Annotated in this window: 18 protein-coding genes; 12 read left to right on the top strand and 6 right to left on the bottom strand. The window is 34.3% G+C overall.

Features of this window, described 5'->3' with window-relative positions:
- Window positions 1-179 precede the first annotated feature (179 nt).
- Window positions 180-1,019 (bottom strand): HAD family hydrolase, encoded by an 840-nt coding sequence (locus Q0F04_RS06110; protein ID WP_295751333.1) that lies wholly within the window; start codon window positions 1,017-1,019, stop codon window positions 180-182.
- Entirely contained in the window at window positions 1,009-2,970 is a 1,962-nt protein-coding gene (locus tag Q0F04_RS06105) for a PTS sugar transporter subunit IIA (protein WP_295751330.1), read from the bottom strand. Before Q0F04_RS06105 ends, Q0F04_RS06110 begins: the two co-directional genes overlap by 11 nt.
- A 240-nt stretch (window positions 2,971-3,210) precedes the next feature.
- Here Q0F04_RS06105 and Q0F04_RS06100 point away from each other — a divergent pair, with 240 nt between their 5' ends.
- The 5 genes from Q0F04_RS06100 (at window position 3,211) to Q0F04_RS06080 (ending at window position 8,217) form a co-directional block, all read left to right on the top strand.
- On the top strand, window positions 3,211-3,528 hold the full coding sequence (locus tag Q0F04_RS06100) for a PTS sugar transporter subunit IIB (RefSeq protein WP_295751327.1): 318 nt from the start codon (window positions 3,211-3,213) through the stop codon (window positions 3,526-3,528).
- Between the two features lie 113 nt (window positions 3,529-3,641).
- Complete coding sequence (locus Q0F04_RS06095; protein ID WP_295751325.1) at window positions 3,642-4,880, top strand: PTS transporter subunit EIIC; 1,239 nt, start codon at window positions 3,642-3,644, stop codon at window positions 4,878-4,880.
- Between the two features lie 31 nt (window positions 4,881-4,911).
- On the top strand, window positions 4,912-5,238 hold the full coding sequence (locus Q0F04_RS06090) for a PTS lactose/cellobiose transporter subunit IIA (RefSeq protein ID WP_295751323.1): 327 nt from the start codon (window positions 4,912-4,914) through the stop codon (window positions 5,236-5,238).
- A gap of 12 nt (window positions 5,239-5,250) precedes the next feature.
- A complete protein-coding gene (locus Q0F04_RS06085; protein WP_295751320.1) occupies window positions 5,251-6,696 on the top strand; it encodes a glycoside hydrolase family 1 protein in 1,446 nt (481 codons plus the stop codon).
- Between the two features lie 60 nt (window positions 6,697-6,756).
- Complete coding sequence (locus tag Q0F04_RS06080; protein ID WP_270491090.1) at window positions 6,757-8,217, top strand: glycoside hydrolase family 1 protein; 1,461 nt, start codon at window positions 6,757-6,759, stop codon at window positions 8,215-8,217.
- Between the two features lie 281 nt (window positions 8,218-8,498).
- Here Q0F04_RS06080 and Q0F04_RS06075 read toward each other — a convergent pair whose 3' ends face one another.
- From Q0F04_RS06075 to def, 3 genes are all read right to left on the bottom strand, one after another.
- A complete protein-coding gene (locus tag Q0F04_RS06075; protein ID WP_117571531.1) occupies window positions 8,499-9,338 on the bottom strand; it encodes a metallophosphoesterase in 840 nt (279 codons plus the stop codon).
- A gap of 34 nt (window positions 9,339-9,372) precedes the next feature.
- A complete protein-coding gene (locus tag Q0F04_RS06070; protein WP_295751315.1) occupies window positions 9,373-11,184 on the bottom strand; it encodes a ribonuclease J in 1,812 nt (603 codons plus the stop codon).
- A 74-nt stretch (window positions 11,185-11,258) separates the two neighbouring features.
- Window positions 11,259-11,810, bottom strand: coding sequence for a peptide deformylase (def, locus tag Q0F04_RS06065; RefSeq protein WP_117571533.1), 552 nt, complete (start codon window positions 11,808-11,810; stop codon window positions 11,259-11,261).
- Window positions 11,811-11,907: 97 nt separating this feature from the next.
- On the opposite strand from def, the gene Q0F04_RS06060 reads away from it, so the two are divergent.
- The 7 genes from Q0F04_RS06060 to mscL all read left to right on the top strand — a co-directional run bounded on the left by Q0F04_RS06060 (window position 11,908) and on the right by mscL (window position 20,837).
- A complete protein-coding gene (locus Q0F04_RS06060) occupies window positions 11,908-13,116 on the top strand; it encodes an FtsW/RodA/SpoVE family cell cycle protein (protein WP_295751312.1) in 1,209 nt (402 codons plus the stop codon).
- Window positions 13,113-13,664: a 16S rRNA (guanine(966)-N(2))-methyltransferase RsmD gene (gene rsmD / locus Q0F04_RS06055; protein ID WP_295751310.1), complete on the top strand. Its 552-nt coding sequence runs from the start codon at window positions 13,113-13,115 to the stop codon at window positions 13,662-13,664. The genes Q0F04_RS06060 and rsmD overlap by 4 nt, the downstream gene beginning before the upstream one ends.
- Window positions 13,661-14,134 (top strand): pantetheine-phosphate adenylyltransferase, encoded by a 474-nt coding sequence (coaD, locus tag Q0F04_RS06050; RefSeq protein ID WP_295751307.1) that lies wholly within the window; start codon window positions 13,661-13,663, stop codon window positions 14,132-14,134. The genes rsmD and coaD overlap by 4 nt, the downstream gene beginning before the upstream one ends.
- Window positions 14,135-14,138: 4 nt before the next feature.
- Entirely contained in the window at window positions 14,139-14,822 is a 684-nt protein-coding gene (gene rnc / locus Q0F04_RS06045) for a ribonuclease III (protein ID WP_295751306.1), read from the top strand.
- Between the two features lies 1 nt (window position 14,823).
- On the top strand, window positions 14,824-19,137 hold the full coding sequence (locus tag Q0F04_RS06040; RefSeq protein WP_295751303.1) for a PolC-type DNA polymerase III: 4,314 nt from the start codon (window positions 14,824-14,826) through the stop codon (window positions 19,135-19,137).
- 82 nt (window positions 19,138-19,219) lie between these two features.
- Window positions 19,220-20,431 carry a dicarboxylate/amino acid:cation symporter gene (locus tag Q0F04_RS06035; RefSeq protein ID WP_295751301.1) on the top strand — a complete coding sequence of 404 codons (1,212 nt, stop codon included), beginning with the start codon at window positions 19,220-19,222 and terminating at the stop codon, window positions 20,429-20,431.
- A 1-nt stretch (window position 20,432) separates the two neighbouring features.
- Window positions 20,433-20,837, top strand: a complete 405-nt coding sequence (mscL, locus tag Q0F04_RS06030) for a large-conductance mechanosensitive channel protein MscL (RefSeq protein ID WP_117571540.1) — start codon at window positions 20,433-20,435, stop codon at window positions 20,835-20,837.
- On the opposite strand, the gene Q0F04_RS06025 is transcribed toward mscL, so the two are convergent.
- Window positions 20,818-21,717, bottom strand: coding sequence for a calcium/sodium antiporter (locus tag Q0F04_RS06025; protein WP_295751298.1), 900 nt, complete (start codon window positions 21,715-21,717; stop codon window positions 20,818-20,820). The genes mscL and Q0F04_RS06025 overlap by 20 nt on opposite strands.
- Between the last annotated feature and the right edge of the window lie 411 nt (window positions 21,718-22,128).

Genomic DNA, 22,128 nt, shown 5'->3' with positions numbered 1-22,128 from the left:
CAACATTTTGTATTTGTCTGAAGTTGTTGAGTTATTTTTTAACAATCATTTTATGATCACATTCAGGGCAGTGCATCATATAGTTTTCTTCAGGTTTATTTGAAAATAATTCATCAATCAACTTCTTCTTCATAAACGCATTTTGTACATTTCATCAATACATCTTTTTCTGTATGTTCTTAGTCAGCTAATTTAAAATATTTAAATGCATAGGCTAATCCATCATCTGATATATCTTTTGTAACAAAATCAGCAGCTTTTTTACATTCATCAGCTCCATTGCCCATGCATATGCTGAGTCCTGCAATTTTTAGAATGTCTAGATCATTTAGACTATCTCCAATCGCGATTGTATCGTTAATAGCTTTGTTTAAATAGCTTGTGATTTTCTGAAGGCCTGTACCCTTTGTGATTCCTTTTATTGAAATTTCTCCATTATATAAACGTAAATGGTTGTTCTTATACATAAATCCTGTTAGTGAGTCTGGGATTTTTTGAAATAATTTTTCGCATGCTTCCTTATTCTTGGTAAAGATGGAGATTTTAACCACTTTTTTTAAATCCTCTTTTTTCATTTCTTCGAATGGGAAACAATTATTTTTTGCCATCATTGCACGGCTTAATTCAGAATCTTCGTTATTTTTAAGTATAAGACCAGATAAACAATTAAATGCTTCTTCAGTTAGATGATTTTTGTGGATTCCATCTAGCGAAAATCCAATGTTATTGTCTAACATAAATTGAATTAGACTGATTAATTCCTTTTGTGGATATGTTGTACAATAAATGAGTTTGTTTTCTACGTATACCACAGCTCCACAGGAAATAATCATACCGTCTAAAGGTAGATTGAGTATTTCTTGATCGATGTCGGCATATGGTCTTCCAGTGCTTAAAAATATTTTATGCCCTTTTGATTTTGCATTTAGAATAGCTTCTTTTGCACTTTCTGGAATATCATCCTTTTTGTGATCAAATAGTGTTCCATCAATGTCTATGAAGATTAATTTATGATTCATAGTCATTTTCTTTTTCTCCTAATGCAGTGTATATAATCGATTTAAATTCATCAAAAGAAATACAATTTCTTATTTCTTGAATCACCTTATCTTCACTGAATAAAGAAATGAGTGATTCATATAAAGCGCGGAACGATCTTCTATCAGCTTTGTTTATAGCTAACAATAATACGACATGGACAATGTTAGAATCCCATTGAAATCCTTCTTTTGAAACGGCTACCGCAATACTTGTTTTAATGGCATTCATTTCAATGGAATGAGGTATGGCCACATTCCCAAAAGCAGTTCCGGCTGCATTTTCTCTTTTATATACACTTTCTTCAAAGCTTGTATCTACATAGTTTTGTACAAGTAAACAATCGCATAGTTTAGCTAGAACTTGTTTTTTATTTTTGAGTTTTGAATCTGCTACAAATAGATCTGGTTCAAAAAAGTCATTAAATTTAACTTTCAATTTTCTGTCTCTGTATTTTTCTTGTGATTGTAAAATAGCATTTTGAATTATAGAGAATTGACTATTTAAATTTAAAGGAGATATCGAAACAATATCTAAAGGTTCATTTGTATTTGTGTTAATGATTGTATTGGTTACAGGAATTGTAGTGAATAGTATAGAAACTGGATTGTTTAAGGTGCAAAAATCATTTTCGTTATGGATAGATCCAACCATATTTAATTGATTGCCAAAATTTAACATCAAACTATTCATGATTTGATCAGCCATATTATGATAGTTTGGACATAAAATTGCGACTGGCACTTTATCCTTGTTATCGGCCTGTCTTTCAATTTCAGAACCAATGTGCATAGCTAAAAAAGAAGTCTCGTCTTCATTGATTTTAATATGAAAGCGTTCTGCCAAATCTAAAGAAATATAGATTGCGATATCAAAAATTAATGGACTATTATTCTTAATAATTTCAGCCATCGGATTCGAGGTGTATTTACCGGATTGTGCTCTTAATAACAAGTTCTTTAAATGTAGTGTAAAAGGTGTTTTAAAGGTTTTGCTGGAAAGATCCACCATATAAATATTGTTGATGTCTTCAACATATTTATCGATTAATTCAATGATATTACCACCAACTAATTCTTTTAGTTTCTTAGATGATTCTTCAATCGAAAAATTAGCATTTGTTTTGAATAACATATATATTTCAAAACGCTCATATCTGTTGATGGAAATATCAAACGTTGTTTCTAATTGTTCTATAAATTCATTCAAGAAATTTAATTCGACTTGATTATCAATACTTACTTCATTTTGTCCGTCATTTAATTCATTTCCATTTAATTCTCTATCTATAATTATCAATAGATGTAATAGAAGATTCATTGAGGAAAAGTCATTTAAATAGTAATTATATTTTTTGAATGTGGTGAAAATAATGTTTTGAAGTTTTTCTACATCAATTGATGCGAAATTATCTTTTAATACATTCACATTCATAATGCTCGATTTGGATTCTTCATTAATAACATAGGATAATAATTTTCTTTTATTGATTTCATCACCTTTGATACGAACACAATCATGTTCACAATAAAATTCAAGATTATAAGAAGAATATGTTTTATTCATTTTTGAAATAATAGATTTAATAGTTGAATAGCTTACGCAAAGGCTATCGCATAAATCAAAGATTTCAATATGTGCACTATGATTTAAAACAAGTTGTTTAATGATAAAAAAAGAACGTTCTTCAAGAGTTTGAGGAATCTGTTCACTACTATTGGTTAGAACTAAAGAGTAATTGTTTTGTAGATTTAATTCATATCCATTTCTAGATGAAAGAATGATATTTTTACCATATAGTGAGTTTATATTGTGAACATAGTTTTTAACAGAGCGTACAGAAATATCTAGTGCATTCGCAATTTCTGCACTTCGAACAGGTTTGTTGAACTCTGATAAATAGTTTAGAAGTGCTTGTTCTTTCTTTTTCATGACAATACCTCTCTTTTGTGAACGTATATACATAGATTATTATATCGACTGTAAAATATTTTGTCGATTTGCATATTTCACTTTAAGGTGCAAATAATCAATTACATAAATTGCACTTTTAAGTGCAAATTTATATTTGATATTGGTGCACGTTAGGGTGCAAAAGTAAAGTTGATGGAAATTTCAAAAATGCAGATAATGTAGGTGTCAAAAGTAAACGGCGAAAGGAGAAAAAAATATATGGAAAACTTGAAAGTGTTACTTTGTTGTGGTGCTGGTATGTCTAGTGGCTTTTTAGCAAGTGGAGCTAGAAAACTAATTAAGAAACAAAAACTTCCAATGACAATTGAAGCTAGAAGCTATGCAGAAGCTGCAGACTTTATGAGTAGTATTGATGTAATGTTACTTGGACCACATTATGCAAAGGACTTGGAGAAATTCCAAGAAATCGGAAAGCCTTATGGTGTACGTGTTGGTGTGATTCCAGAAAAAATCTACGGTTCTTTAGATTCAAATGGATTGATTGAATTTGCACAAAAAATCGCAAAAGGCGAATAAAAAAGCTAAGACGGCAATCTTAGCTAAAAAGAAATCTACATGTGAAAGACTTCTCTTTGAATATTGTATAACAGAGAGAATAAATTAGTAAAGAAGATTAGGAGAATAAAAATATGAATAAATTTATGGGTTGGCTAGAAGATTCATTTGTACCAAAAGCCAATAAACTATTTAGCAAACCATTTATTGCAGCATTTGCTTCTACAATGCAAAAAATTATCCCATTCATTTTAACGGGATCAGTAATCTATTTCTATAATGTTATTAAATCGTTTGTACCTGTATTACCTGATTTGAGTCCTATTTTAACTTATAGCTTTGGTATTATTACAGTTATTGTTGCATTTATGATGGGAAATCAGTTGATGGAAAAATTAGGCCATCCAGACTATGTGATCAATGCTGGTTTATGTTCTGTAGGTACATTGTTAATGGTTGCGATGCCTTTAGGAAAAAATGCTGATAGCATTTCAAGTCTTATGGGAAATTTAGGAGCTGCTGGTATTGCGGTAGGATTGATTGTAGGTTTATATGTAGGAACGATTTTCCATTTATGGGGAAAACTTCATTTCTTACAAGACAGTAGTTGCCCAGATTTCGTTACAGCTTGGATCAATACAATCGTTCCAAACCTTATTACTCTAGGTATCGCAATGGTTTTAGTAAATGTTTTAAAATTAGATGTATATTCATTAGTCATTGCAGCCTTTATGCCATTGGCAAATATTGGACAAACATTACCAGGATTTATCTTGATTTGTTTAATACCGGCATTCTTCTATACTTTGGGAATTTCAAGCTGGACATTTGGAGCTGTTACAACACCTATTTTCATGGCTGGTATTCAAGCGAATATTGACGCTGTTGCTGCAGGTGGAGTCGCAACAAATATTGTAACGAGTGAATCAGTGTTTACATTGGCATTTGTTACTATGGGTGGTATGTGTGCTACTTTAGGTTTAAATGTATTAATGTGCTTTTCTAAATCAAAACAATTAAAAACATTAGGACGAGTATTTATTGTTCCTTCAATTTTCAATATTAATGAACCAATTATGTATGGTGGAAAAGTTGTAATGAATCCAGTGTTAATGATTCCTGCGTGGTTGAATTCAATTATTGGACCAGTATATGTATGGATCTTAATGAGTACAGGTTTATTAAATATTCCTGAAAAAATGATTCAGGTAGGACAAATTCCTGCACCAATCTGTAGTGTTATGATTACAGAAGATATGAGAGCTTTATTATGGTGGGCTGTATTATTTGTGATTTACTTGGCAGTATGGTTCCCATTCTTTAGGGCTTATGAAAAAACAAAATTAGCTGAAGAAGCAGCAGAAAATGAATAAATTAAAAAAATAATAGGGAGGTAGTATGAGTATGGATGAACAAAATGAATTAGTACAAGTGGCGATGCAGATTATTTTGCATGCTGGAGATGCTCGAAATCATGCAACGGAAGCTTTAAAGGCAGCTAAACAATTTGACTTTGATTTAGCACAAGAAGAGATGAAACAGGCAAATGAGTGTATTACGTTAGCTCACAAAGCTCAAACAGAGACAGTGCAAAATGAAATGGGCGGGGAAAAGTATGAATATTCGATGTTGTTTGCCCATGCTCAAGACACTTTAATGACAATTATGTCTGAAATCAATATGAGTACAGAGATGATTGATATTTTAAAAATAATAAAAAGTAATATGTAGGAGGCAATATACATGGATAATAAATTTCCTAAAGAATTTTTATGGGGAGCTGCTACTAGTGCTTATCAAGTAGAAGGTGCAGCAACTACTCATGGTAAAAAGTTAAGCCAACAAGATGTTATTAATAAAGATAGTTATGAGAAATTTGGCTTTGCGACTGCAGAAATCGCAAGTGATGAGTATCATCATTATAAAGAAGATGTTGCTTTAATGAAGGAAATGGGATTTAAGGCATATCGCTTCTCGATTGCATGGTCCAGAGTGTTCCCAGATGGAACAGGCTCTGTTAATGAAGAGGGTATTCAATATTATCGTGATTTAATTGATGAATTAAAGGCAAATGATATTGAACCAATTGTAACTTTATATCACTACGATTTACCAATGGCATTAGTGGATAAGTATGATGGTTGGATCAGTCGAGAAGTTGTAAAAGATTTTGAATACTATGCTCGATATGTCATCAATGAATTTAAGGATAAAGTAAAATATTGGACAACAATCAATGAACAAAGCATTATCGTTCAGTTTATCGAACAGAAGTGTTATATTCCAGAAAAATATAAGGGAAACAATCAAATTCGTTATCAAATTAACCATCATATGAATTTAGCTCATGCAATCGCATGTAAATTGGTACATGAATTGGTTCCAAATGGACTGGTTGGTGCTGCCATTGGTTATGCTCCAGTTTATCCATTGACATCAAAACCAGAAGATGTAATGGCTGCTCAAAACGCGAATGATCTACATAATCAATATTATTTAGATATTTATTTTAAAGGTCATTATACTAAGTCAGCTATGATTTATCTGGAAAAAACAGGCATGGCACCAAAAATCGAACCGGGAGATATGGAATTGATTAAAGAAGGATATTCAGATTTCTTGGCACTAAATTATTATGCGAGTGAATGCGCAAAAGCGTGTCCTGAACACGAAGGAAAAGAAATCCACTTTGCAGGAGTAAATCGTTCTGGCAAAAAAGGTGAAATGTCTGGATATGAAACACAACCTGGATTCTTTGAAATGTGTAAAAATCCTAATCTCGATACAACGGATTGGGATTGGGCAATTGATCCAACAGGATTGGAATATATTTTCCGAGATATTTATTGCCGTTATGAAAAACCATTGATGATTACAGAAAATGGTTTGGGAGCTTATGATGAATTGACAAAAGATGGCAAAATTCATGATGAATATCGTATTGATTATTTAAGAGCTCATATTAAGGCGATGAAAAAAGCGATGAATTATGGAGTTGAAGTATTAGCTTATTGTCCATGGTCAGCTGTTGACTTATTGTCAACAAGTAATGGTGTAAAGAAACGTTACGGATTTATTTATGTAGATAGAACAGATGATGATCCAAAAGAATGTGCCCGAATCCGCAAAGATTCATTCTATTGGTATCAAAAAGTGATTCAATCACAAGGAACAGATTTAGAATCTTAATAAAACATAGGCACATGATTTATTCATGTGCCTAATTTAGTACGAGGAGGAAATAATAATATGAAACAATTACCAACAGGATTTAAAGATGGTTTTTTATGGGGTGGAGCAGTAGCAGCATGCCAAATTGAAGGAGCTTATGATGTCGATGGTAGAGGACTTTCTACTTCCGATATCCGTGCTTATGATAAAAACATGGATCGTTCTCATATTGAAAAAGAAGGGGGAGGAACTCTTGCAGAAATCAAGGCATCGATTCAAGATACAGAAAGCTATTTTCCTAAACGTCATGGAATAGATTTCTATCATACATATAAAGAAGATCTTGCCTTATTAAAAGAATTAGGATTAAAGGCATTTAGAACAAGTATCTCATGGTCAAGAATTTTCCCAAAAGGAGATGAATTGGAACCCAATGAAGCAGGACTTAAATTCTATGACAACTTGATTGATGAAATTATCAAAGATGGAATGGAACCAATCATTACCATGTCACACTATGATATTCCATTATATCTAGTCACAGAATATGGGGGATTTGCGAATAAGAAGACGATTGAATTCTTTGTTCGTTATGCCAAAGTATTATTAGAAAGATATAAAGGGAAAGTTAAATATTGGATCGTATGTAATCAAGTGAACTTAGTTCCAACTGTACAATTTGGATCCTTAGGAATCTATGATGATCAAGCAGAGAATATGGAAGAATTGATGTACCAAGCCGTTCATAATCAATTTGTAGCTGGAGCTAAAGTAGTAGAATTAGCTAAAGAAATAGATCCAGAAGCAGTAATGGGAACAATGCTTGCGGATGGTACTCTATATCCAAAAACTTGCAACCCAGAAGACATTGTAGGTACTTTAAAGAAAAATAGAATGCAACAATATTTCTTTTCAGATGTACAACTTCGTGGAGAATATCCAGTTTATGCATTACGCCATTTTAAAGAGAAGAATATTGATTTAAAAATGGAGGCTGGAGATGAAGAGCTTTTAAAAAATAATAAGATGCAATTCTTGGCAATTTCATATTATTCTTCATATGTATTCAATCATGAAACAGATGATGGAACTCCATTTAAAGCAGAAAAGAATTCTTACCTTAAACCTACACCATGGGAATGGAGAGCAGATCCACTAGGCTTCTATAATTGTTTAAGTCAATTGTGGGATCGTTATGAAATTCCTTTGATGATTGCAGAAAATGGATTGGGAGCTTTGGATACGATTGAAGAAGATGGATCAATTCATGATCCATATCGTATTGAATACTTGCAACAACATATTGAACAATTAAAAGAGTGTGTAAAAGATGGTGTTGATATTTTAGCTTACTTAAGTTGGGGACCAATTGATATTGTTTCTTCATCAAGTGCTGAAATGAGTAAACGATACGGATATATTTATGTAGATTTAGATGATTTAGGAAAAGGCTCTGGTAAACGATTGAAGAAGGATAGCTTCTATTGGTATAAACATGTTATCGAGACAAATGGAGAAGATTTAAGTACAAACTTATAAAGTATATGACTAAGGAACTCATATGGGTTCCTTTTTTATTTGTTTAATGATTTAGAAAGAGAAGGAGATAAAGATCCGTATTATTATTATGATAAAATTTGAGTAGAGATATTCGAATAGAAAAGGGGGTGACATGTATGTTTCTAACTATCTTTATCATAATAATCCTAGTATTTATCTTGTTAGAACTAGCTTCTATTAAAGATGAAATTAAAAAGAATAATGAACTTCTCATTAAATGTCTAAAGAAAAAAGAATAAGAGGCTGATTTAAAAAGCCTCTTATTTACTTTGTAGCATGAAATAATAGATTTCTGGTTTTGCCATAAAACGAAGATTTACGTGTGTGCATCCTACACCAGATGAAATGATGTACGGAAAGGCGAGTCGCTTTGCGTGGGAACGATTCAATGATTTTGCCCCATCTATCGATTTATATCCACCAAAAATGGGGATTGTGATTTGATTGCCATGAGAGTGTCCACATAATGCAAGCGATATTGATTTTGTGGATAATTCTTCATTAGTCAGAGTATCTGGCATGTGGGTAATAAGCAAGTTGTATTGTTCACTAGAAGTTGAAATTTTACTTGGATCTGGCGTATTTGATAATGCACTTAATGTAATGCCATCACTTTTTTGGTTTGTAAGAAGAATAGTTTCGTTTTCTAATATTTCAAATTGTGCCTGATTTAAAATAGAACGAACAACATCATTGTTGGCTTCATCCTTTTCGCCTAAGACACAAAACTTACCAAGTGGAGCATGAATCTTAGATAATTTATTGGTGATATAATCCATGTCTTCTTGACTCATTTGACATGTTTCATCAAATAAATCTCCACCAAAAATGAGAATGTCTGGGTCTAAGTGTTCGATTTTATCAAAGAGTTTATTAGCTCTTTTTTTATTTTCAAATTTACCATATTGCACATCTGTTAAATATACAATGGATACATCATTCATTGAGGATGGAATCTTTTCATCTTTCAATGTTTTATATTGTACGCCCAATTGATCAGGTTCGATATTTTTTGCGATTGTCAAAGAACCGAGCATACTTAATACGATCGCAAATAATATGGCAATGATGATAAACATTTGTTTCTGTAACTTTGTCATGAAACTATTTTATCATAAAATAGAAAAGACATCACTAGGATGCCTTTGTTGCTCTTGGTTTTCTTGCATGGAAGTTGTTCTTGCGATTCTTTTGAAGTTCTTCCATGGTTTGTTTTGAATTCAAAATAACTGGAATTACAATTGGGTTTCGATGTGTCTTCTTATATAAGAATGGTTCTAATGTAGAACGCACACAGTTTTTGATTTCAGAGAAAGTGGTTTTTTCTTTCATCTTTTCTTGAAGAGAATTGTTCACAATATATTCAGCTTCTTTGATCAATCCCTGTGAATCTTTAATGAAGACAAATCCACGTGACACGATAACTGGACGCATTAAGATTTTGTTTTCTTTTGAATCGATGGCTAAGATAACGGCAACCAATCCATTATCAGCTAAGATTCGACGATCCTTTAAAACGGCAGTAGATAATCCGGAAATATCATTTCCATCGACGTAGATATCATCACCTTGGTATCGCCAGTCACTTTGTAGTACTTTGTGATCTCTTAAAATTAAAATATCTCCATTTGCGCATACAAAGATATTTTCTTTAGGAATACCTGTTTCCATTGCGGTTTGACGGTGTTGCATCAACATCTTATATTCACCATGAACAGGCATAAAATAAGTTGGACGAACTAACTGTAACATTAATTTTTGTTCTTCTTTGGAAGCATGTCCTGTTGTATGCAAGTTATTTAAGATGGATTTTGTCAATACTGTAGCTCCAGATCTAAATAAGTTATCAATAACACGATTGACACTGGATTGGTTTCCTGGAATTGGATTACTTGAGAATACGATTGTATCCCCTGGTTTTAAGTGAATAAAACGATGTGTGCCATTCGCAATCCTTGATAGGGCAGCCAAAGGTTCACCTTGACTTCCTGTACAAATAATACAAACTTTATCATCTGGTGTATAAGCTAATTCTTCAGGACTTAAGAAGTCTGAATTCTTAACTTTGATTGTTCCCATCTTTCGCCCGATATCGACAACGTTTTCCATACTTCGACCAAATACGATTACTTTTCTACCAAATTTAGTAGCAGCCTCAATGATTTGGGCAACACGATGTACGTTGGATGCGAATGTCGCAACAATTAAACGTTGTTTTGTCTTACGCATAATGTCCTGGATTTCATTGGCAACTTTTCTTTCTGAAATAGAGAAGTCTTCAACTCCAGAGTTTGTAGAATCTGACATTAATAAGTCTGGTTTTGTGACACCAATAAACGCCATTTTCTGGTAGTCTGCATTTGTTCCAACAGGTGTTAAATCAAATTTGAAGTCACCTGTGTGGACAATAGATCCATTAGGGCATGTGATATGTACACCTAAAGAATCGGGGATAGAGTGGATGGTATTGAAGAAACCAACTTTAAAGTATTTTGTTGAGATACTTGAATTTTCATCAATTTCTATAATTTTTGTTTTTTCTAGTCCTTTATGTTCACTTAACTTTTTAAGAATCAAAGCCTTCGCAAAACGAGGTGCATAGATAGCATCAATTTGGACTTGTTTTAGTAAGAATGGAATTCCTCCAATATGATCTTCGTGACCATGGGTAATTACTAAAAACTTTCTTTTTTTGTTCATGCGAATCAAATGATGATAATCAGGAATTACATAGTCAACGCCTAATAGTTCATCACCTGGAAACAAAACGCCACAATCTACGATACAGATTTCATTTTCGTGTTCGTAGCAATACATATTTTTACCGACTTCGCCTAGTCCCCCTAGGGCATAGATCAAAGTATCACCTTTTTCAACGTGATTTTTTGCATGATATGGTTTTTTGTTCGATGCATGCCCAAACGCTTGTTCTTGTGTTTTTGGCATATTCGACCTCTTTCTATAATTTAATGACTCTATTATTATTATAGCAAAGCTATGCGATTTAAAAAAGCAGAAGCTTAAATGACTTCTGCCTCATCATCACTTTTCCATGGATTATTGGCATCAATATGATCGTAGAAAAGTGTACCTGATAAGTGATCGATTTCGTGTTGAAGACAAATTGCGAAGTATCCTTCCGCTGAAATTGTTACATTTTTATCTTGAATCAAATCGTAACCGCGAACTTTGATTCTTGCATGACGGAAAACATGTCCTGGATGTTCACCTTTTACAGATAAACAACCTTCTCCATTATCTAAATATGCATTTTGTACGGATTCTGAAATGATTTTAGGATTGACTAGTGCAACTTCATCTACACCATCCTCATAAGGAATCACAACTGCAATCATTTGTTTTAAAACACCAACTTGTACAGCTGCAATACCAACGGCTGGCTGTAAACCTTCGGCTTCGGCAATTTCATCATCTTGTGAATTGCGCACATAATCTAACATGGCCTGTAAAAGTTCTCTATCCTCATTTGATAAAGGCAATTGAACAGGTTCACTTTGCATACGAATTCTTTCGTCTGTATCCAATATAATATCTTTGCTTGTTATTTTCATAGTAATCATCCTCGCAAACATTCTATAGCATTTTCGAATTATTGACAAATGATTTTTGAAAATATGCTAAAATAGAATTTATGATGGGGGGATTTGCATGTCCGAACAAAAAAAGAAGGGAAAATTAGCATTTTTCGCATTGAATCCAAAGTGTGATAAGTATATCAATTGGGCGGTGACGCTTCTTTTGTTGATTGGAACATTTACGATTGTTTCAACCAATGTAGGAAAAACGACATATGCCCCTAACATTGTCCCAAAAGTAATCGTTAAACAAAGTATATTTTGCGTATGTGGATACATTGCCATGTGGTTTATGAATCGTTTGTTTCGCTTTCGATGGTATTCAAAAGCAGAATGGCTTATTGTTCCAATTTGTTTGGGTATAATGGTACTTCCATTTGGGTTTCCAGAAATTGGAGGAAGCCATGCCTGGATTCAGGTTGCCGGTATATCTTTGCAGCCTAGTGAATTCGCAAAACCATTATTGCTGATTATTTGTGCGACATGTTTGTATCGTTCAAAAAAGAAATCGATCATGTTAAAGGAAAAGGGTAGACTCTTTAAAAGGGCGTGGGCCGCATTTATTTGTATATGTATCATTGTGCTTTGTCAAAAAGATACGGGAACCGCTGTTATCATTGGATTTATCTTTATATCCTGCATCATGATTCCAAAATATCCTGTTTTACAACATACACAACGAGTATTAAAAGTACTTATTTATGGAGGTATTATTTCTGCCGTTGTTTTATTTGGATTTACAAATATAGGAAATGACATTTTAAAACACACGCCATTTGCACATATTGCGGTGCGTGTTGAAAACTTCAAAGATCCATATACCGATGTTTATGGGGATGGATATCAACCTGCCAATTCCTTATATGGAATCGCAAGTTCGAATATCATTGGAAAAGGTATTGGAAACTCAGCACGTAAATATGGATATTTAACACAGGCTGATAATGACTATATTTTGGCTGTATTGATTGAAGAAACCGGTGTTTTTGGCTTGTTTGGACTGGTTATTCTATATGGAATTATTGAATTTCGCTTATTTTATTATGCCTTTAAAACAAGTGAAGATATGTACAAAATTATATTAGGAGGCACAGGCGTCTATCTATTTATGCACTTCTTTTTGAATGCAGGGGGTGTGGCTAGCCTGATTCCTTTTACAGGAGTACCCCTACTATTTATAAGTAGTGGAGGTACAAGCTTGATTTCAATTATGTTGACAATGGGATTGGCACAAAACTGCATATGTGCGATTCGAAGAAGGGAGATGGATCGTTTATCATGAGAATTGTAGCGGGTAAATATGGGTCTAGATCATTGAAAAGTCCTAAAAATGATGCGACTAGACCAACACAAGATAAGATTAAGGGGGCCATCTTTTCGAGTTTGGGTAACATGTTTGATGGTGGTAACTTTTTAGATTGTTACAGTGGAACCGGAAATATGGGCTTAGAAGCTGTGAGTCGCGGAATGGATCATGCGACTTTGGTGGATAATAATAAAGGGGCCATTTCTGTCATTAAGGAGAATGTAAAGAGTTTAAAGGCTGAAAAAGAAACTAAAATCATTTGTGGAAATGTTTTTAGTGTATTAGAGCGTTTGACTTTAAAGTATGATGTAGTTTATATTGACCCTCCTTATGCGAAACAGGAAAATGAGAAGTTGATTCAAAAATTAGATGATTTAGATATTGTAAAATCAGATGGAGTTATTGTAGTGGAAAGCCTGCAAGAAGAGGTGTGGCCAGAAAGAATAGCTTCATTCACAAAATATAAAGAGAAGACATATGGCATTACGCGTATTTCTTATTATCAAAAGGAGGATGAAGAATGAAAATAGCAGCATTTTGCGGAACATTTGACCCAGTTACCTATGGGCATTTAGATATTATTGAAAGAGCAAGTAAGTTGTTTGATCAATTAGTGGTTTTTATTTCGCCAAACTCAGATAAGAATAATGAATTTACAGAAGAAATAAGATTAAAATGGTTGAACGAATCAACGAAACACTTGTCAAACGTAACATGTAAGATTCAGTCGGGATTAGTTGTCGAAGCATGTAAAAGTGTGAATGCGACTGTGCTGGTACGTGGAATTCGTAATGGTGTGGATTGTACATACGAGCAAAACATGGCGTTTATGAATGCAAGATTGGATGAAAATATTGAAACAGTATGTTTGTTTACTCGTCCTGAATATAGTTTATATTCAAGTTCAAACGTAAGAGAACTATTTAAATATGGTCAGGACATTTCAGGATTTGTTCCTGCTTGTGTATTAGAAGATCTAAAAAAAGGAGAATAGTATAATGGAAAAGTTTATTGATTGGTTAGATGCGAATGGATATCAATATAAAGATGAAAATATTTATTTAGAAGCATGCACACACTCTTCATATGCCAATGAACATCATCGTGAAATGGATGATAATGAGCGCTTAGAATTTATGGGAGATTCTGTTTTACAGATTTGGAGTGCAACACAATTATTTTTGATGGAACCCAAAATGCGTGAAGGACAAATGACAACACTTCGCGCACAGACAGTATGTGAATCAACATTGGCCGTATTGAATAGACAACTTGGATGGTATGAATTCTTGTGTTTAGGTGTTGGAGAAGAAAAAACGGGTGGACGCCATAGAGAAAGTATTTTGGCGGATCAATTTGAAGCATGTATTGGAGCTATCTATATTGATCAGGGATATGCCGTTTGTGACGAGATTTTGACAAAATATATGAAGCCTGTATTTAAACAAGAAAAGAGTGAGGCTGTTACAGACTATAAAACACATTTACAGGAAGTGATTCAGGCAGATTCTAGAAAGACAATTCAATATAAATTATTAGAAGAAAAAGGTCCAAGCAATGCGCCAACCTTCACAATGGGTGTATATTTAGATGATATTTTATTAGGTCAGGGAACGAGCAGCACAAAGAAAAAGGCGGAACAAAAAGCAGCTAAGGATGCTTTTGAAAAGATGGCAAAATAAAATGGAAGTATTTGAGAAATTACTAGATCCGGAATTATATGCGTATTTTAAAAAAGCAACTTTTTATGAGAATCCTGTATTTCATACGGCACATAAAATGGTTGATTTTTACATTGAATTTGAGAATGTAATTCCTTTGGAAATTTATGAACAGATCATCACGAAGCTTCAGCTTTCTTTGCATGCCCATGTAAAGTTGCATATGCACACAAGGAATAGTGCAATTGAAATGGATGAACTGGATCGTTATGTAAATTATTTTGTGGAAAAATATAGTGATGTGAAGGATTTTCGCTTTCTGCATCCTTATTTAGAAAATGATACGATTTGTTTTTCTACACGCGATGAGTCACGACTTGCCGCTTTAAATTTGGCTTTACCTTCATTAATGGAAAAGTTAGCGGATGTAGGGATTACACAGGAAATTATGTGTAAAAAGGTTGAGGATGATATTGAGATTGAAACGGCAAAAGTTCAGATTGTTGCTGCACCTGTTAAGCAAGAGCCAGTCAAGAAGCAATATCCTTCTTCAAATAGCTATAAGAAGGAGTCAGCTACAACATATAAGATTGCCGATTTGCGAGTGGGCTATTCAAATGTTCAAATTGAAGGACATATTTTCGATATTGATAATCGTGTTATGAAGAGTGGTAAAACTTTGCAGATGTTGTATATCAGTGATTACGATGATGCGATTGTTGCCAAACGTTTTGAAGGGGCTAGATGTCCTATTGAAGAGATTCAAGCTGTAAAAAAAGGCATGCACGTTGTATTGACGGGTGAAGTTGTTTATGATTCATTCTCGAAGTGTGATTCTTTTATGGTTCGTAAACTTGAAATTACAGAAGAAAAGAAAAGGGAGGATCATGCGAAAGTAAAAAGAACAGAATGGCACGTTCACTCTAATTTTTCAGAAATGGATGGCGTTTGCGCTATTGAAGAATTTATCCAGACTGCCTATGACTGGGGTATGGATTCTATTGGAGTGTGTGATCACCAGGTTGTACAGGCTTTTCCTATGGCACAACATAAGATTGAGGCTTTGGTAAAAAAAGATCCGAATCGTGAATTTAAAATGTTGTATGGTTGTGAAATGCTTGTGGCAGATTCTAAATATCATATTGTATATAATAATGATCATCGCAAACTTGAGGATGCAACATTTGTCGTATTTGACTTGGAAACAACGGGTCTTTCGAATACGCGTGATGAAATTATTGAATTTGGTGGTGTAAAGATCAAGAATCGTGAAGAGGTTGGACGTTTACAGATGTTCATTAATCCAAAGCGTACGATTCCTGCACACATTTCAAATTTAACGCATATTACACAAAATGATGTGGATCGTGCAAAACCTATTGAAGATGCTTTAGATGAGTTATTAGAGTTTATTGGAGATTCTATTTTAGTAGCGCATAACGCAACGTTTGACGTTGGCTTTATGAATGCAGCCTGCAGAAAAACAGGTCGTGATGAACTAACAAATCCAGTTATTGATACATTGCCACTATCGTATGCGATGCTTCCAGATGATCAAAAGCGATTCAATCTAGGAAGTGTATGTCGTCATTATCGTGTTAGCTATGATGGTGAAGGGGCGCACCGTGCCGACTATGATGCGGATGTACTTTCACAAGTCATGTATAATATGATGAATCAATTAGGGCATGAAGCTACTTTAGATACATTAGTTGATATGGAAAGTGGATGTGAAAAATACGCTTCGAAAAAACCTTATGAGAGAAATCGTCCATATCATATGACGGTATACGCAAAGAATAAGGATGGCTTAAAAGAGTTATTTGAATTGATTACTTTATCGCATACACAATATTTGGTGAGTATGGGTAAAGAAAATGGGCAGCCTCGTATTATTAAGGAAGAAATCTCAAAGAAGTGGGATAATGGAAACTTATTAATTGGTTCTTCTTGTCAGAATGGTGAGATTTTTGAATTGGCGCATACGCGAAGTAAAAAAGAATTATTGGAAGCTATGGGCTATTATGACTATATTGAACTTCAACCATTAGAGTGTTATAAGAATTTATTGGATCGTGGAAGCATTACGGATGTGGATGATTTGAAGTGGTATTTGCAGTTTATCTATGATACCGCAAAAGAAGCGGGTAAGATGGTGATTGCTTCAAGTGATGCACATTATGTAAATCCGAATGAGAAACGTCTTCGTGATGTATATATCAATGCCAAGGCAATTGGTAATGCTAGACATCCTCTATATATTTATAATAAGCAAGCACGTAAGGCTACGAGCAATCCAAATCAGCATTTGTTGACGACGGATGAAATGTTGAAGGCATTTGAATGGATGGGTGAAGATGTAGCTTATGAGGTTGTTGTGGAAAACACAAATAAATTGAAGTTATTAACAGAGCCTATCTTTCCAATTAAAGATAAGTTGTATCCACCTGACATTGAGGGGTCAGATCAAAAGTTGCGTGACATTTGTTTTGAAACTGCTCACCAATGGTATGGAAAGGATTTGCCGGATATTGTTGAAAAGCGTTTAACACGTGAATTAGACAGTATTATTGGGCATGGTTACTATGTAGTTTATTATATTTCGCACTTACTTGTTAAGAAGAGTAATGATGATGGATATCTAGTTGGTTCACGTGGATCTGTAGGATCTAGTTTTGTTGCGACAATGTCGAATATCACAGAAGTAAATCCATTAACTCCGCACTATGTATGCAAGAATTGTCAGCATTATGAATTCTTGGAGGGTGATGAAGCTAAGTCTGGTTTTGATTTGCCGGATAAGGTGTGTCCAGTATGTGGAGAAATCATGCGTGGAGATGGTCAGGATATTCCATTTGAAACATTCTTAGGTTTTGAGGGGGATAAAGTTCCCGATATCGATTTGAACTTCTCCGGTGAATATCAACCGAATGCCCATGCCTATACAAAAGAGGTATTTGGAGATGATCACGTCTTTAGAGCAGGTACTGTAGGTACGGTTCAGGAAAAGACGGCATATGGATATGTCAAAGGGTATGAGGAAGAAATGGAATGCGAGCCTTTTAATGAGGCTAAGCGTGTAGATTTGGCTAAGGGTTGTGAAGGTGTCAAAAGAACAACGGGTCAGCACCCAGGAGGTATTGTCGTTGTACCATTGGATATGGATGTGCATGATTTTACGCCTGTTCAATATCCTGCAAACAATCCAAATGCGACTTGGAAAACAACACACTTTGATTTCCACCAGATTCATGATAATATCTTAAAATTTGATATTTTAGGTCATGTCGATCCGACGGCAATGAAAATGTTGGAAAGAATTACGGGGGTAAATGTTCGTCAGATTCCAATGAATGATCAGGCGACTATGGCTATATTTTCGACAACTGAATCACTAAAAATTGATACGACGAAGTATAATGAAGTTACAGGAGCAGCGGGTATTCCAGAGTTTGGTACACCTTTTGTTCGTGGTATTCTTGAACTTACTAAGCCAACAACATTTGCGGAATTAGTCACAATTTCTGGGTTGTCTCATGGTACGGATGTTTGGTTGGGAAATGCCAAGGATTTAATTGATAATGGTACTTGTAAGTTGAATGAAGTTATTGGTTGTCGTGACGATATCATGGTTGATTTGATGGGTTATGGTGTTAAACCAAAATTATCGTTTACGATCATGGAAAGTGTTCGTAAGGGTAAAGGTTTAAAAGATGAATGGGTTACTGAAATGAAGGCGAACAATGTACCAGAATGGTTTATTGATTCTTGTACAAAAATCAAGTACATGTTCCCTAAGGCCCATGCGGTTGCCTATGTTATGATGGCTGTGCGTATTGCGTGGTTTAAAGTACATATGCCAGTACACTACTATTGTATGTATTTTAGTATTCGTTGTGATGCCTATGATGTGCAGACAATGATTCAAGGTGAGGCAGCTATTCGTCAAAGAATGGCGGACATCAAACATATGAAAGAGGACAAAACACAAAAACCAAGTGATAAAGAATTGGCGATTTATGATACGTTAGAACTTGCTTTAGAAATGGTATTACGTGGTTTTAGATTCTCGAATATTAGTATTAATCGTAGTGCAGCTACCGAATTTATTGTGGATCCAGATGATCCAAAAGCTATTATTCCGCCTTTTACAAGTATTGATGGTTTGGGTTCAAACGTAGGCTTGTCTGTCGTTAAGGCTAGAGAAGAAAAACCATTCCTTTCTAAGGAAGATGTATTGAAGCGTACACAGCTTTCAAAGACTTTAGTTGAAAAGTTAGCCGATATGAATGCTTTAGAGGGATTGGATGAAGAAAATCAAATGACACTGTTTTAGGCAGTGTCTTTTTTAGTGCGTATGTAAATTTTTACAATCATGTAATGATATGGTAAAATATTTACATTATTGGAGGATGAGTATGAAAAAGAAAGGATATAATATAACGCTTGGTATTTTTATTGGGTTAATTGCCGGTGTTATTATTGGAATTATTATGCCTGAATGGGCAAATACGGCATTGAGTGTGGTTGCCACAATTTATATGTCGGCATTAAAAATGATGATTTTCCCACTTGTATTCACAAGTTTAGTTATGGGAATCATTGGAATTGGTGATCTTGCCAAAACGGGTAAGGTAGGTTTACATGCCTTATTATGGTATACGGGTACAACGGCTTTAGCTTCTGGTTTAGGTTTGGTTTTGCCTCGTATGTTGCATTTGGGAAGAAATGCGCATATTGTTGCGACAAAAACACAAGTGGAGGCTGCTACTTTTAATGGATTGTTGGATACTTTACAGAACATTATTCCGTCAAATCCAGTAGAGGCATTTGCGACAGGAAATATGCTTCAGGTACTAGCTTTTGCGGTAATTATTGGTCTTGCGTGTTTGGCTATTCAGGAAAAGGCGGATCCATTCATTAACTTGTGTGATTCGATTTATCAAATTTCCATTTTTATTATTAGTAAGATCATGTATGTGACTCCATTTGGTGTATTCGCTTGTATTGCGACTGTTATGCATTCAAATGGTGTGGATACAATGCTTCAATTAGGACAGGTATTGTTGGCATTGTATATTACGTTCTATTTATATGCGTTTATTATTTATGGTGGTATGGTCAAATTGTTTGGAAAGTATAGTCCAATCCAATTCTTTAAAGACGTTGCACCGGCTGCATTGAATGCGTTTGGAACTTGTTCAAGTAGTGCTACGATTCCACTTTCATTAAAGTGTGCAACTGAGAAGATTGGTATTCCAGAAGAAATTACATCTTTAACTTTACCTTTGGGTGCAACTATCAATATGGATGCAGTTTCAATTTTGATGTCATTTATGATTACATTCTTTGCGACAGCACTAGGTATTGATTTAAGCATTGGTACAATGGTGACAGTGCTTGCATGTAACGTATTACTAAGCATTGGTACTCCGGGTGTTCCTGGCGGTGCGATTGCAGCTTTTGCGGCTTTGTGTCCAATTGCAGGTATTCCTACAAATCAAATCTTGGGTGTTTATATTTCAATCAATACTTTATGTGACATGGGAGCAACTTGTGTCAATGTTCTTGGGGATTTGGCTTGTTCTACAGTGTTAAAACAGACTTTACATTTTAAAAAGGAAAAATAGTATGAAGCCAAATAAAACAATTAGTGAATTCAAAGAGTTTATTGCCAAGGGAAATGTCATGGATATGGCAGTGGGTGTCATTATTGGTGGTGCCTTTGGGAAAATCGTTACTTCTTTAGTAAATGATATTTTAATGCCGATTGTGGGTATTTTAATTGGTGGACTTGATTTTACGGGTTTAAAAGTGCAAGTAGGAACAGCTACAATTACATATGGTAATTTTATTCAGAATGTTGTAGATTTCTTGATTGTGGCAGCCTGCATCTTTGCGATGTTGAAGTTTTTGGCGCATTTTAAAAAGACAACGAATGAGCAGCTTGATCAGGAAGAACCTAAAAAAGATGACACTGTTGTCTTATTAGAAGAGATTCGTGATTTATTGAAGGCTAGTAAAGAAGATAAATAAAATAAATTGAATATGTTACTAACAAGAGTATGCCGGCTTTTTTGTCGAGTACTCTTGTTTTTTTTGTGCAAATATAAAGGACAAGACCAATCAATATTGCGACAAAGGAATCGATGATAAAGTTAGGTTCAAAAGGTACTGGAGTAATAAGTGCACTAGAACCTACGACAAATAAGATATTAAAAATATTAGATCCAATGATATTTCCAATCGCAATGTCGGCATTGCCTTTTTTGGCGGCTGTTACAGAAGTGACTAGTTCAGGTAAAGAAGTACCTAAGGCAACAATAGTTAATCCGATAAATCTTTGGCTGACACCGAGTGAAATGGCAATGTTTGTGGCTGCATCTACCGCAAAGTTACTTCCAATCATTAAACATACAAGTCCTAGTGGAATAAATAATGGGTTTGTCTTTTTGATTTCTGTTTCTTCACTTTGATTTTTTGTCATTCTGAAAATGTAGTATAAGTAACCAAGGAAGAATAGCCACATAATAATTCCGTCAAAACGAGAAATATTTTGGTTGATTCCTTGTAGAATAAGTAGAAGTGTAACAAGCATCATAAATGGCATTTCATATTTGATTGTACTATTTTGAATATGTAGTGGACGAATGAGAGCAGTAATACCAAGAATGATTCCTACATTTAAAATATTACTTCCAACAACATTTCCGATCGTAATGGCAGCATTGGATTTTAATGCGGCTGTTATTGAAACAAAGGCTTCTGGAAGACTCGTTCCCATCGCAACGATAGTAAGTCCAATAATCAGTTGGGGTATGCCAAAGCGTGATGCGATACTGCTAGATCCATCCACAAACCAATCGGCTCCTTTAAGTAGTAGGATAAATCCTAATACTAATAAAATTATGTTCATATGTTTTCCTCCTGGACCAGATAAAATAAAAAGACTCTGGTCTTATGTACCAAAGTCTTGCCATTTCATCACAGTCCGGATTTAACATCGTATTGACGAAGCTGTAAACACATATTCGTGCAGGCTACTCCCTTTATGGGCTTATTATACATATTTTGTTCAAGAAATTCTATATTTAATTGTAAAAATATCTTAACAAATGCAACTTTTCTAGAAAAACCTCATTTTATTTCGTATATGAGATAGGAGGAAAAACAATATGAATAAAACCAAAGATAAAATGATGAAGGAATTTCTTGAAAACAATGCCTATTTTGTCGACTTCTTTAATGCCTACTTCTTTGATGGTCAAAAAGTTCTTAAACCAGAGAATTGTGAAGAACTTGATTCTGAGATGAATGATGCGAATAT

This window comes from uncultured Holdemanella sp. (assembly GCF_934772795.1).
Lineage (GTDB): Bacteria > Bacillota_I > Bacilli_A > Erysipelotrichales > Erysipelotrichaceae > Holdemanella.
The sequence above is the reverse complement of the archived record's forward strand: the minus strand, read 5'-3'. Positions and strand labels throughout refer to the sequence as shown.

Bases quoted from the DNA above. Each gene is read 5' to 3' on its own strand.
- Q0F04_RS06025 (WP_295751298.1), bottom strand. From the start codon at position 21,717: ATGAACATAATTTTATTAGTATTAGGATTTATCCTACTACTTAAAGGA.
- Q0F04_RS06035 (WP_295751301.1), top strand. From the start codon at position 19,220: ATGAAAAAGAAAGGATATAATATAACGCTTGGTATTTTTATTGGGTTA.
- Q0F04_RS06085 (WP_295751320.1), top strand. From the start codon at position 5,251: ATGGATAATAAATTTCCTAAAGAATTTTTATGGGGAGCTGCTACTAGT.
- mscL (WP_117571540.1), top strand. From the start codon at position 20,433: ATGAAGCCAAATAAAACAATTAGTGAATTCAAAGAGTTTATTGCCAAG.
- Q0F04_RS06075 (WP_117571531.1), bottom strand. From the start codon at position 9,338: ATGACAAAGTTACAGAAACAAATGTTTATCATCATTGCCATATTATTT.
- def (WP_117571533.1), bottom strand. From the start codon at position 11,810: ATGAAAATAACAAGCAAAGATATTATATTGGATACAGACGAAAGAATT.
- Q0F04_RS06060 (WP_295751312.1), top strand. From the start codon at position 11,908: ATGTCCGAACAAAAAAAGAAGGGAAAATTAGCATTTTTCGCATTGAAT.
- rnc (WP_295751306.1), top strand. From the start codon at position 14,139: ATGGAAAAGTTTATTGATTGGTTAGATGCGAATGGATATCAATATAAA.
- Q0F04_RS06040 (WP_295751303.1), top strand. From the start codon at position 14,824: ATGGAAGTATTTGAGAAATTACTAGATCCGGAATTATATGCGTATTTT.
- Q0F04_RS06100 (WP_295751327.1), top strand. From the start codon at position 3,211: ATGGAAAACTTGAAAGTGTTACTTTGTTGTGGTGCTGGTATGTCTAGT.
- Q0F04_RS06070 (WP_295751315.1), bottom strand. From the start codon at position 11,184: ATGCCAAAAACACAAGAACAAGCGTTTGGGCATGCATCGAACAAAAAA.
- Q0F04_RS06080 (WP_270491090.1), top strand. From the start codon at position 6,757: ATGAAACAATTACCAACAGGATTTAAAGATGGTTTTTTATGGGGTGGA.
- coaD (WP_295751307.1), top strand. From the start codon at position 13,661: ATGAAAATAGCAGCATTTTGCGGAACATTTGACCCAGTTACCTATGGG.
- Q0F04_RS06110 (WP_295751333.1), bottom strand. From the start codon at position 1,019: ATGAATCATAAATTAATCTTCATAGACATTGATGGAACACTATTTGAT.
- Q0F04_RS06105 (WP_295751330.1), bottom strand. From the start codon at position 2,970: ATGAAAAAGAAAGAACAAGCACTTCTAAACTATTTATCAGAGTTCAAC.
- Q0F04_RS06090 (WP_295751323.1), top strand. From the start codon at position 4,912: ATGGATGAACAAAATGAATTAGTACAAGTGGCGATGCAGATTATTTTG.
- Q0F04_RS06095 (WP_295751325.1), top strand. From the start codon at position 3,642: ATGAATAAATTTATGGGTTGGCTAGAAGATTCATTTGTACCAAAAGCC.
- rsmD (WP_295751310.1), top strand. From the start codon at position 13,113: ATGAGAATTGTAGCGGGTAAATATGGGTCTAGATCATTGAAAAGTCCT.